The sequence below is a fragment of the Paenibacillus sp. TAF43_2 genome (genome assembly GCF_052113545.1).
GTDB lineage: Bacteria > Bacillota > Bacilli > Paenibacillales > Paenibacillaceae > Pristimantibacillus.
In genome coordinates, this window is record NZ_JBFRDK010000004.1 from 55,909 (window position 1) to 68,533 (window position 12,625).

12 protein-coding genes are annotated in these 12,625 nt (G+C 44.5%); 3 read left to right on the plus strand and 9 right to left on the minus strand.

The window, feature by feature from the left end; all coding sequences use genetic code 11:
- Positions 1-110: 110 nt before the first annotated feature.
- The 7 genes from AB4Z17_RS01980 to AB4Z17_RS02010 all read right to left on the minus strand — a co-directional run bounded on the left by AB4Z17_RS01980 (position 111) and on the right by AB4Z17_RS02010 (position 7,941).
- Complete coding sequence (locus AB4Z17_RS01980) at positions 111-1,760, minus strand: extracellular solute-binding protein (protein ID WP_441957829.1); 1,650 nt, start codon at positions 1,758-1,760, stop codon at positions 111-113.
- Between the two features lie 59 nt (positions 1,761-1,819).
- Positions 1,820-2,713, minus strand: coding sequence for a carbohydrate ABC transporter permease (locus AB4Z17_RS01985; protein WP_441957831.1), 894 nt, complete (start codon positions 2,711-2,713; stop codon positions 1,820-1,822).
- Between the two features lie 22 nt (positions 2,714-2,735).
- Positions 2,736-3,689, minus strand: a complete 954-nt coding sequence (locus tag AB4Z17_RS01990; RefSeq protein ID WP_339206306.1) for an ABC transporter permease — start codon at positions 3,687-3,689, stop codon at positions 2,736-2,738.
- A gap of 142 nt (positions 3,690-3,831) precedes the next feature.
- Positions 3,832-4,698 (minus strand): AraC family transcriptional regulator, encoded by an 867-nt coding sequence (locus tag AB4Z17_RS01995; protein WP_441957833.1) that lies wholly within the window; start codon positions 4,696-4,698, stop codon positions 3,832-3,834.
- A gap of 222 nt (positions 4,699-4,920) precedes the next feature.
- Positions 4,921-6,297 carry a sensor histidine kinase gene (locus AB4Z17_RS02000; RefSeq protein WP_441957835.1) on the minus strand — a complete coding sequence of 459 codons (1,377 nt, stop codon included), beginning with the start codon at positions 6,295-6,297 and terminating at the stop codon, positions 4,921-4,923.
- Positions 6,294-6,974 (minus strand): response regulator transcription factor, encoded by a 681-nt coding sequence (locus AB4Z17_RS02005; protein ID WP_076268528.1) that lies wholly within the window; start codon positions 6,972-6,974, stop codon positions 6,294-6,296. The genes AB4Z17_RS02000 and AB4Z17_RS02005 overlap by 4 nt, the downstream gene beginning before the upstream one ends.
- A 148-nt stretch (positions 6,975-7,122) precedes the next feature.
- A complete protein-coding gene (locus tag AB4Z17_RS02010) occupies positions 7,123-7,941 on the minus strand; it encodes a protein-glutamine gamma-glutamyltransferase (RefSeq protein ID WP_441957837.1) in 819 nt (272 codons plus the stop codon).
- Positions 7,942-8,116: 175 nt separating this feature from the next.
- Here AB4Z17_RS02010 and AB4Z17_RS02015 point away from each other — a divergent pair, with 175 nt between their 5' ends.
- From AB4Z17_RS02015 to AB4Z17_RS02025, 3 genes are read left to right on the plus strand one after another with little or no spacing between them, the layout of a single operon-like run.
- Positions 8,117-8,647, plus strand: a complete 531-nt coding sequence (locus tag AB4Z17_RS02015) for a hypothetical protein (protein ID WP_441957839.1) — start codon at positions 8,117-8,119, stop codon at positions 8,645-8,647.
- 23 nt (positions 8,648-8,670) lie between these two features.
- Positions 8,671-10,830 (plus strand): ABC transporter transmembrane domain-containing protein, encoded by a 2,160-nt coding sequence (locus tag AB4Z17_RS02020; RefSeq protein WP_441957841.1) that lies wholly within the window; start codon positions 8,671-8,673, stop codon positions 10,828-10,830.
- Between the two features lie 17 nt (positions 10,831-10,847).
- Positions 10,848-11,369, plus strand: a complete 522-nt coding sequence (locus tag AB4Z17_RS02025) for a GNAT family N-acetyltransferase (RefSeq protein ID WP_441910616.1) — start codon at positions 10,848-10,850, stop codon at positions 11,367-11,369.
- 228 nt (positions 11,370-11,597) lie between these two features.
- Here AB4Z17_RS02025 and AB4Z17_RS02030 read toward each other — a convergent pair whose 3' ends face one another.
- Positions 11,598-11,981, minus strand: coding sequence for a GNAT family N-acetyltransferase (locus AB4Z17_RS02030; RefSeq protein ID WP_076268532.1), 384 nt, complete (start codon positions 11,979-11,981; stop codon positions 11,598-11,600).
- 105 nt (positions 11,982-12,086) lie between these two features.
- Positions 12,087-12,623, minus strand: coding sequence for a GNAT family N-acetyltransferase (locus tag AB4Z17_RS02035; protein WP_441910617.1), 537 nt, complete (start codon positions 12,621-12,623; stop codon positions 12,087-12,089).
- Positions 12,624-12,625 lie beyond the last annotated feature (2 nt).

The window sequence follows — 12,625 nt, forward strand, 5'->3', positions numbered from 1 at the left end:
ATTCTCTTCTCGCCATGCATGCAAACTTATCGCTTAAGCATGAACAATAGAGAATATAGCCTCCAATCCCACTGCTGCAGTTAAAGCCAGCTAGCCTGTAATTAATACCACTATTTTTTTAATTTGCTTACATTTTCTTGCCACTTCTCGGTCTTGTATTTCAAAAGCTTCTCATAACCAGCTTGCTGTGCATCGGCTTCAGCCTTATCCAAAATTTGATTAACTTCCGCATCGGAGGATGCATTCATAATCGCTTTCGCTCTCGACTTCTCATAGATTGAGAATACGCTTGAACCAACGATTCCCTCATCTGTATCTCCAGCAGGGTCCAAGTTAACGAACTCTGTCGTATCGAGCTGCGTTTTCCACGTAATTTCCGATTGCCAGTACGTTTCCCAGCTCCGTTTCTCCACAGGCAGCGTGGATTCAAACTTCATCTTCGAGTTGTCTACATATACCGTATTTCCTACCCATTGAAAGTTAACGATTGAAGCCATTAATGCCTCGCGCTCTTCCACGTCATTTACAAACTTATCGGTGAACAATGGCGCTTCATCAGCATCCACTCCGTCCCAATAAATCCCCTCTGGTCCCCACATACTTAGGCGCTGTCCTTCTGGACCCGTGAACCAATCCAAAAATGCGAAGATCGCTTCTGGGTTTTTGGCCGCTTTCGTAATGACACTGACGTTCCAGCCTAGCTGCTTGTAATCGCCAGGGAATATTTTGTTTTTATCAAGTCCCGCTTTATGAACCGGCCATGTGATGAAATACCCCGCACTTGGGTCCTTTGCCGCTAATAGCGCATTGCCCTTCGCACCATACTCCGTCGGGCTGGAAGCCGCGTAAACCGCTATTTTTCCCGTTACAATCTTCTGCTCGACCTGCTCCGCCTTTTGCGTAAAGCTATCCTGCGAAATCAATCTTTCACGGTATAATCTGCTTGCGTATTGAATCGATTCCCGGTAGACAGGATCTGTAAAGATCGATACCAGCTTATCTCCTGACGGTACAGCCATCATTGCATTGTACGTATAAGGACGATTTTCAGCAAAAGCGGATGCCATAATATCGATACCCGAAGCGCTTTGGCCTACTTCCAGAGGGACTACATCCGGATATTTCTCTTTCACCATCTTCAAGTAAGCATAAAGATCATCCGTTGTTTCCAAGCTCGGCTTGCCAAGCTCACCATGGATCTTCTTGTTTACCAAATAACCTGCATTGCCATTAGGCTGCGTCGTATACCAGTTCGGAAACTGATACAGCTTGCCGTCGGATGAGCGAAGCATATCAAGCGTAGCCTCACCAGCCCATTTCTTCAAATTCGGATATTTATCTAAGTAATCGTCAAAAGCAACGAGCATTCCTTCTGAGCGCAGCTTCTCTACGTCTGCGTTGCGCTCCATCCAGATCACATCAGGCAGCTCTCCCGCTACAATCATCGTGTTGAACTTTTGTTTCGCATTGCCTCCTGAGCTGATTGGCACCACATTTACTTTCTTATTCTCCTTAATCCATTTCGTCGATAAATCGTCGCCCCAAGGAGRCATCGTATACCAATCATAATGGCCGTAAAAAGAAAACTCGAGCGGTTGATCCCCCAGCACAAACGCAGCTTTGCTTGAATCCGGCTTGTTGTCGGTTCCTTCCTTTACCCCGGAATTCGCCCCATTATTGCTAGAACATCCTGTTAGTGCAAGTACAACGACAAGTGTGATTGACAATGCTGCATGAAAAGCTTTACTGAATTTAGCCATCGCTTAAACTCCCTTCTGCTTGTCTATCTATGGTTAAAGCTGACGCTTTAAACCCTTTGTTATTCCTTCAAAGAACCAACGAGAACACCCTTCACGAAATACTTTTGTACAAAAGGATACACACATAAAATCGGAACGGTCGCCACCATCATGGTTGCCATGGATAACGACTTTGAAGTTACTGCTTTCATTGCACTCATTCGGCCTTGTGCCGCTGAATCCATTTGGGACATTTGCTCCAGCATAATATTGGAGTTCAATATTTGCTGCAGCTTCGTTTGAATCGGCAATAGGTTAATATCCGAAATATAAAGACTCGGTGAAAACCAATCATTCCAGTGATACACCGCCGTGAACAACGAAAGCGTTGCAATGACAGGCCCCGATAGAGGAAGTACAATGCGAAATAGAATACCCCAGTTGCTGGAGCCGTCAATTTGTGCCGATTCCTCAAGCCCATTTGGTATGCCAAGAAAGAAGGTTCGGAAAATGATCATGTTCCATACGCTGATAATTCCCGGTATGATCATAACCCAGAACGAATTCATCAAATGAAGCTCACGAATGAGCAGGTAGCTTGGAATTAAGCCGCCGCTAAAGTACATGGTCAACACGCAAAAGATCATGTAATACTTTCGTCCAACTAAATTTCGCTTACTCATTCCGTAAGCAAAAATCGCTGTTGCTGCAATGGATAGGAGCGTACCTATGGCCGTACGAAGAATAGAAATAATAAATCCATCTATAAGTCGTTTGTCCTTGAAAACGACCTCATAATTGTCTAGCGAGAAGACGCGCGGCCAAAATGTAATTCCACCGAGCATCGTATCGGTTCCCGCATTAAAGGAAATCACTGCAGCATTCCAGAATGGATAGAAGGCTGTGAAGCCTAACACAAACAATAGAAAATAGTTGACTGCCATAAATGTTTTGTCGCCAAAGGATAATTTCATCGTTTCGCCGCCCTTTCTCTCTTTACCACAAGCTGTTGCCTGACCGGCGAGCCAAATAGTTTGCTCCTGCTAATAAGCCGACGCTAATAATTGCTTTGAATAGACCGGCAGCCGTTGCATAAGAGAAACGGGAATTTTGAATACCCAGCCTATATACATAAGTATCGATAACATCACTTACGTCGCGCAGCACCGGATTCCCAGCTAGCAGCAAAATATCTTCAAATCCGGCATTCAACAGGTTGCCAATTGCTAATATCGAGAACACAACAACAACGGGCATAATCGATGGAATCGTAATTGTAACAATTTGTCTCACTCTGCTGGCTCCATCAATTGAAGCCGCCTCATACAAATGCGGGTTAATGCCTGCAATAGCAGCTAAGTAAACGATAGAAGCAAAGCCAATTTCCTTCCAAACACCGGTTGTGACAAGGATCGCCCAGAAATACTCCGGCAAGGATAAGAAATTGATTGGCTCTTTAATGAGATTCACGGATTCCAGCAGCATATTTAAGCTTCCGTTATCAGTGGATAACATCGATATTACGAAGCCCGACACGATAACCCATGACAAGAAATGAGGCAAATAGCTAACCGTCTGAATAATTCGTTTAAACGTACGGTTATTAATCTCATTCAGCATCAGTGCCAATACGATTGGCGCTGGAAATCCAATGCCCAGCTTCAGCAAACTGATGACGAGTGTATTTCGCATAACCACCCAAAACTCAGGAGCATTAAAAAACATTTCAAAATGTTTAAACCCTACCCACGGACTGTGCATGAACCCTTTGAAAATGCTGTAATCCTGAAAGGACATCAGCACCCCATACATGGGAATGTAGTTAAAGACAAAAATGAAGAGCAACGCTGGTATAACCATGAGCTGAATATCCCATTGTTTGATAAAGCGTTTCGTCTGCCCGGGCTGCTTGTACACATGCTGTTTGGTTTGTAGATCTGTTTGCAGCATGCTCCCCCCCTTTTTTCTAATGTTAGTTAAAGTAACATAAATGCGTTATCCATTCGTCATGTGTTTATTTTATCTTTTCCGCTGTGTTGATTCTCCTCTTAAACGATTGATAACTGACACTATCTTACTGTTTCCAAATGATTTAGCCTCTTGCGATTTTCGGGCAGGAGCCAATGTGCTTCTTAAATAAACGGTTGAAATTAGATAAGCTGCGAAAACCGCATTCCAGTGCGATTTCTGTAATTTTCATATCGCTGGTTTCGAGCAGCATGACGGCATGCTCTAAGCGAATATGAATCAAATAAAGCAGCGGAGGCGTCCCTACTGTACGCCGGAAAATATCGCTAAAACGGGAGGGGCTTAAGTAAACAAGTCCTGCGAGTTCCTCAAGCGTCCATGGATATGCAAAGTTTTTTTGCATGTCGTAAATGACCTTGCGCATTTTGTCCAGCTGTCTTGCGCCGATGCTGTCCTTTCCCCGATTTAACCCCTCTCTGCGGAAGTAACGATTTACGCATGCATGAAAGCGGATTAAATTTGAATAAACCAAAGAACCGTAAGAGGTTTGCTCCTGATCATGTTCATCCTGAATTTCAAGAAGCAGGCTTCTAAGCTCGTTCATATGAGGCTCATTGCGGTCCAGCAAATTAGTGAAATGGACCCCCATTTCCTTATAGGGATGCAAAATTTCTGAATCATAACGGACAATATTTAGCAGCCAAGAAGCATCAAAGCAGATCACTTGCATGACCAAATCCTTGGTTTCGTAAGCGCAGTGCAAATCATTCGAGTTAATAAGCAAAATATCACCCTCTTGAAACTCAAATGTTTGCCCGTTAATGATGTAATAGCCGGTTCCTGATTTAATTAAATTGATTTCAAGCACATCATGCCAATGAAGCTTCTGATAGGTCGCATTGACGCCTATCGTTTCCAATACTTGAATGGGATAATGCTTAGCCAATATGAGCTTTTCTTTCGGAATATCCATATTTGACAACTCTGTCATACAAACCACTCCTCAGCTTGAAAATGAGCTTCACAAAGCATGTAAATGACATAAAACTAACATAAGATTAAACAATTAAAAACCTTTTTTATTCATGTTACAAGATTTTCAACCGAATAACCTCACATAAAACATACATCTTTACAAAATAAAAATACCTCATTCCCCTTATATTTAAAGGAATGAGGCATTTTCTATATTGACAACTAATGACATAAAAACTTATGCTCGCGGAAGGGTAACGGTAACCGTTGTTCCAACTGCCCGTTTGCTTTGAATATCGATACTGCCTTGATGCAAAGCCACCAATTTCTGCACGATAGAGAGTCCAAGCCCGCTGCCTGAAGCAGCATCATTGCGAGCTTTGTCTGCCTTATAGAAACGGTCAAAAATGAATGGGAGATCATCCTCCGATATGCCTGTTCCCCAATCTTCGATGACAACTGTAATGACGTCGCTTTCCACTATTTTAATGCTGATCGGCTTGCCTGCATCCGAAAACTTAATGCTATTGGCAATCAGGTTTAACCACACCTCATAGAGCAACTCTTGATCAGCATGGATCGTCGTATCCGGCAGCTCAAGCTCCAAATGCAAATTTTTCTCCGACCATTGCCACTCGAGTGTAATTAGCAGCTGTCGCAGCTGTTCGTCTAAACGAAAGCTTGTCTTATGGAGCGGCTTATTATCCTTGTCGAGCGCAGCAAGTGTTAGAAGCTGCTTGCTCATGCGGGATAGACGCTTGCTTTCTTTTTCTATAATGGCCATATAGCTATCCGTCTGCTCCGGCGTCGTTTCCTTATCGAGCACAGCCCGGGCTAATCCCTGCATGGATGTAAGCGGCGTCTGAAATTCATGCGAGACATTCGCCACAAATTCTTGCCGCATCTGATCCAGCTGCTTAATCGCCACCGACATCACCGAGAAGTTGCGTGCCAGCTCGCCGATCTCATCCTTGCGCGAGAGCTGCAGCCCCGCTTCAAAATCACCTGCAACGATCTTTTTCGTTGCTCTGGTAAGCTCATTAACCGGTTTCACAATGAGGCGCGATAAGAACACAATTAACAGCAAGCTGATGACGAAGGTAGCGCCGATCAATATCGCTGCAATAATACGTATTTCGCCAATTTGCTGCTGCAAGTCAGGACGGATAAACAGCGCTGCATATCCATCCTGCGTCTGAACTCTCATACCCGCTGTGTTCAAAACACTATTTTTGAAATAAGAGAACAGCTCCAGCCGTCCCTTCTGTTCCTCCAGCCCCCGATAAATAGCTCCGTCCAGCACCGATTGCATTTGCTGCTCGCTCAGCTTTCCATGCTTGAACGGCGAGCCATAGGCTTGTCCTTGCAAATGGTCACGAACCAAATAAATTTGAAAGCCAAGTGCTGCAATATGCGTCAGATAGCTGTCCAGATCCATTTGCGGATTTTGCTCATATTGGGTGCTGATGTTTTGAGCGATCGCGATCATTTTTTGCTCATTGCTGGATTGCTGATTATTTTGGTAGTACAGCCCCGTAAATAGCAAGCCTAGAATGAGGCTAATCATAGCGACCATCACAAACGTGAACACAATTCGAACATACAGCGACTTCATCCCTCATGCACCTCCAGCTTATAGCCGAGACCCCTGATCGTTGTTATCGTGAAATCGTCCTGACAATCCGCGAAGCGCTCGCGCAGCCGTTTGATATGAACATCAACCGTGCGGCTGTCTCCTTTAAAATCCGCGCTCCAGATGAGCTGAATGAGCTGTTCCCGTGTATAAATGCGGCCCGGGTGGCTTGCAAGCTGTGACAGCAGCTCGAATTCCCGCAGCGGCAGGGTTATCACTTCATCGCCTATTTTAATTTCATAGCCTCTTCGATCAATGGAGACGTTCCCGAGCTTGATAACCTCAGAGGATACAAGGCGATAGCGGCGCAGCAGCGCTTTTATGCGAAACAAAAGCTCCTTTGGCTCAAACGGCTTAACTAAATAATCGTCCGTCCCGGAGTCAAACCCTTGCTCCTTGTCCTCCATCTCCGCTCTTGCAGTCAGCATCATAACTGGAATGTCATAATGCTCTCTGATTTCGCGGCACAGCTCGTACCCATTTTTACCGGGCATCATAATATCGACGACAGCAAGATGCACCTGTTCATTCTCAAGCAAGATGGACGCTGCTTGTCCATTTTCCGCTTCGAGAACGACATAGCCGTCTTTGCCCAAAACAAAACGCAAAAGTTCCCGAATGGAAGGATCATCATCTACAATTAACACATGCATTCTCATTGGCTTGCTCCCTACAAATGATCATATTTATCATAGCTGTTTCCATTATACTCCTCCATGCACGCGAAGCGAAAACACCTGTATTCGAGAGGCAGCAAACGCATCTCCTACAGGTGTCTTTTCACCATTTTCAAAGACACGAATCATTTTAATAAATAGCCGAACCCGTGCCTATTCTTGCCGCAATGCCAAGCTGTTCGGAATCGCTTGCCCCGTCCCACCAAACGTCCCTAACGTTTAAGCCGCGCAAGTATTCATAATCTGGATGGACCACAATATCCTGCAAGTACGCAGATATAGAGGCATTCTCAAAGCGCATGCGATTCAACGCATTAATAATATCTTTGCCGGATTCAATGCCGATGCCATGGCCGAAATACAAATCATCATCCAGCATGATGACATTCTCACCTTGCCATTCCGGTGTATCCGGATCATGGTGAGGGTTCTTGAAGTAGAGCGCGTCGCCGGGGTAGGCTTCATTTTTATCATAGGTAGTTATTAAGCTTAAATCACGGTCGTATTGCCAGTCTCTTAAAAACAGGTTTTTAAAATAAGCGTTGAACACGGCATCGCCAACCGTATCAAGCACTGCCTTATAAAAGATAATGATAATGGCGCCTGCGCATTCAAAGCCGTATAAATGTCCATTTTCAAAAATATCGTTAATGCCAACCGAAGGCAGTACGCCTCCCTTTAGCTGAAAGCCGCCGTTTTCCGTACGCGTCCAGTATTGCTCATTGCATTTTGACCCTGCAAAGGTCGCAAAGCTCACTCCACTGGCATAAAGCGCTTTGGCTGCTTCAACCGTATGCATGCGCGTTTTCAGCTCAAATTCGAGCGCATCAACCGATGGATAGCGATAGACAACCTGGCTCTTCTGCTTCTCTTGCAGTATTTTTCGTTCAATCTCCGATAACGTCAAAGGATTAATCGAAAACGTAGGACTACCCGCAACAAGTATCACCTTAGTTTCCCTCCATTTCATTCCAAATCGATTAGGTTATTGTACGTGTAAATTGAAAAAATGTGAGCATAGATGTGGAATAAGAGCGCTGCAAATGTTGTCGAATATACAATCAATCTTCTGTTCATTGTCAGATCATGGTATAATTTGGCTAGTATTTTGAAGGAAGGTAATTATGTCTATGAGCTATTATTTCAATATTTGCTCTACTGCCAAGTATCAAGAGGCCTTCATCACTTTTTTGCTGGAGCATTTCGTGCAGCTAAACCTGCCCTATTCCTTTCCGGTCTCTCTCAGCTATCTTTCAAGCCCTCTGTTTATGGAGAAAGAATCTATTCTATTTCGCAATCCCGATGATGAAATCATAGGCGCAATAGGGTACATACACGGCACCGGAGATCAAAACTATGAAAATGAGCATATCGTTCAGATTCAGACGGTTTTTATTAAGGAAAGCTATCGAAGCACCCGATTGTTTCTCCAGGCTTCACAGTTTCTCGCTCAATACTTAGCCCAGTTGAAACAGCCTGTTACAGAGCTTCGGTTCTGGATACCCGCACAGCCGAATCTTCAGCGCCTTTGCGCGAAGTCAGCCAGGAAAGTGGCGGTTCAGGATACGGATCATGGCGTTATTGAAGAGTATGTAATGGATTTCACCCAATGGCACGATGATGTGATGAAATACCCTCATGAAATTTATTTCTAAGCTCAGAAGGAGCACAATCCGTCATGGTATTTATTGTTCTTAAGCAATTAGCAGGCTATATGCGTGCCTACAAGCCTCTGGCTATATTTTTTTTCGTTACGCTATTTTTGGATCTCATCTTCATGTCATTAGCGCCACTGAGCTTTCAATTTCTAATCGACAAAGCCATCCTTCCTAAGGACCTGCATGCCTTTTCACTTATCATCATCATTCTGGCGGCTAGCGGCATCTTCTGCCTCAGCGCTGGTGTTTTCAGCGATTATGCTCTTGCCAAGCTGAGTGCAAGGGTGCAGCAGGATTTGCGCAAGCAATTATTTGAGCATATGCAGCAAGTGAACCTCGCTTTCTTCCAGAAGACGCGCTCAAGTGAGCTGCTCTCCTATTTCACAGTCGATCTTCCTGCCATTGAGCGAGCAATGAACGCAATTCTGACGGTAGGAATACAATCTTTTTCCGTTGTAGTCATTAGCACCGCGGTTTTATTTTATTTGCAGTGGAGTATGGCACTAGCCATATTGTTTGGGGCAGCCCTTATTTTTGCCGGTCCTTACTTGCTGGGCGCTCGCGCGCAAGCCATTAACGTCGCTCATAAGGAGCAACTCGATCATTTAACAGGCGACATACAGGAAAACATTAGAGCGCAAAAAGTAGTCAAAGGTTTTAATCTTCAGCAGGCGATGACACATAAATTTGTGGGCAGACTGCAAACGATGTATCTCATTCACTATCGAAAAAATGTAATTAACGCTCAGCTGGAGCGAATTCCGCTGATCAGCTTACTCCTGATCAATTTATCCATTATTGGGCTTGGCTCTTATCTCGCACTTCACGGGCATATTACGATCGGGGCTTTGGTTGCCTTTTTTACGATGTATACTTCAATGGGAAATTCCGTTTTTAATTTAACCGCAACGATTCCAGTCTTTACGGATGCTTCCGTCAGCATTGAGCGAATGAACAAGCTGCTGCAAGCGCCTAAGGAAACAACGGGCAAAGCACTTATGACGAGCCCCCTAAATCATTTGCCGGATATTCGCTTTTCAGACGTTTCCTTTCGCTATAACGAGGAGCAGGAAGCACTTAAAAAGATTAATTTACATATTAAAGCTGGAACAACAGCTGCATTCGTAGGCTCTAGCGGCTCTGGCAAGAGCACGCTCGTACAGCTGGTGCTGGGCTTCTACGACCCGAGTGCAGGTCAGCTCGAAATCAATGGTATTCCCATGCAGGAACTCAGTCGAAGCTCTTACCGAGATCAGCTAGGCGTTGTATTTCAAGATAACTTTCTCTTCCGAGGTTCCATTATGGACAATATTCGCATCAGCAAACCAACGGCAACGAGGGAAGAAATCATAGAAGCTGCGAAACAAGCTGAAATTCATGTGTTCATCATGACGCTGCCAAATGGTTACGATACGCTGGTGCTGGATGATGGGTCTAATTTGTCTGGAGGGCAGAGGCAGCGGCTCGCCATTGCTCGCGCGATATTAAAAGATCCCCAACTATTATTGTTGGATGAAGCTACCTCTGCGCTAGACCCGATAGCTGAGGCATCTATTAACCGGACATTTAGGGATTTGTCACGCAATCGAACCGTAATAACCGTTACTCATCGTTTATCTTCTATAACAGGTGCAGATTGCATTTTTGTGTTTGATAAAGGTGAGCTGGTCGACATTGGGACTCACGAAGAAATGCTTGCACGCGGAGGCTATTATAAACAATTATGGGAAAAGCAGAATGGTATGCTGATTTCAAATAGCGGGCAGGAAGCTGATATTGATGAGGAAAGGCTCGCAAAGCTTCCTTTCTTTCAAGGTATTGATAACGAAGTACTGAAAGAAATTAGAAGTCTATTCAACACGGAGACATTTAGCGCAGGCCAACCTGTTATTCATGCCGGTGATCAGGGTGAGAAATTTTACTTGATTGCACGCGGCCGGGTTGAAGTATCACGCAAGGACGCAAATGCGATTGATGGAAAGCTTCGACTTGCCATATTAGAGGACGGAGACCATTTTGGCGAAATTGCTTTGCTTAACAATGTGCCGCGCACAGCCGATATCACAGCCATTACGCCTTGCGTGTTCCTTACCTTGCAGAGGAAAGGGCTTCATTACGTGTTATCTAAACATCCTGAAATCAATAACCGAGTCAGGCAAACGCTGAAGGAACGAAAATAGAAGGAGGCTGCTTATCGATGCTTGCGCAGTACCGCGTTTGTAAGAATGATGCTGATTTAGCACAGTATGCCCTATATTTCATCAGGCATCGCACCGATTTCAGCAGCAAGTTTTCGCTTCCGGATACCTTATATCATATTTTACAGTCTATACAGCAATCCAAAGTAATGCTAATCCTGAGCCTGGAGGGCGACACGATTGGATGGGCGCATTATAGATATTTGTCTACGGAATATGAGCCTGTTCGCGAAGGGGAAATTGCTTTCGTAGATTCCGTCATTATAAACGACGCCTATCGAAGCGGCCGATTGTTCATTAACGGCTTTCGTTTTCTAGCAAACCATATCGCCGCTGAGAATCCGAAGGTCAGGACATTTGAATTTCACGCGCTTGCAAGCCATGCCTATCTGAACAGACTTTATTCCAAATTTGCGACTATAGTAGGACAAAGAGATGGGTACCATGAAATAGAAAATGCCTATTCCACTGATTTCAACCAACTTCTTCACTACTTAAATCGAACAAAAAATGACAATTGACTCCACTTTATTCCATATGTTACTGTGAAACTATCGTATTAGCAAAGGAGGCCTATATATGTATCCACCAAGAGTAGATCTAAACAATAAAAACGACCGCAAACCTCTTCAATTTTCAAACCTGCTTAAGCTGAATGAACAAGCTCGAGTAACTACTGCGAAGTAATCGTTATAGGCAGCAAAAGAGCCATCCACCTTTGTAGGTAGACAGCTCTTTTTTATTGCTTATTAGTTGGACAAACCGCCGCTTGCTGCACCCGCTCCGCTGGAGCTGTACGAATCGGAATATTCCGTGTTTGTTTTATCCCATACATCCTCATATGCGGGATTCCGCTTGAACTCGGCTAACGCATAGGAGCAAGAAGGAATAATCCGCCTCCCCTTCTCCCTAGCCTCTTCTACTACAAAGTCAAGCAGCTGCCGCCCCAAATGCTGGCCGCGATAATCGCCATCCACATATGTGTGGTCAATGACCCAGGTGTCTACGTCGACCATCGTGTAAGTGATCTTACCGATCGTTCCTTTGGTTGTTGTCAGAACGTAGCTGTTTCCTTGCTTTTGTGCCAATATTTCCTCTTCTACTTCGCCATACAAGTCTCTATCTGTATCCATTGTTGCTGCACCTCCTAGAAAGCTGTTAGTTATAGCTTCTTGTGGTCAAGCTATCGGTCTACTACTTCTTACCCCGATAGAGGAACAATGAATCGTATGGGCAATCTATTTGCTATTTTCCGAAGAGGAATTAGGCGCTTCCTTCACCATGTACAACACCAGTTCATCATCGAGACGAACCATGCTGCCGGGCTTTACAATAACGTTCTCGTACGAAATCCCTCTACCGTCAGGAATATAGCCTCTGCGAGCGTAAATGCGCTGTGCACTGCCATAGCTAGGGTAGAGCCCTACACCGATGCCAACAATTCCGTATTTTTCAAATGCAATCTGCTCAATGCCATCCATCAAAGCATTTCCAATCCCCTTGCGCCGCAAGGCTGGGATTACATCAAAATTGTTTATTTCAGGAATGTTTTTTTGCTGAAAATAAGGGTAATACGATTGTGACAGCAGATGCAGCCATCCAGCGAACTGACCCTCGTAGAAAGCGACAAGGGTGACGCGCTGTCCCGTTTTATTTTCTTCCCAGCATCTTGCAATATAATCTAATCGCTTACTAATATCTTGATGTTCAATCGCATGAAAAATGACATTGACATCATCACTTTCCATCGCTCTTATTTGCATGTCTTCACGCATTT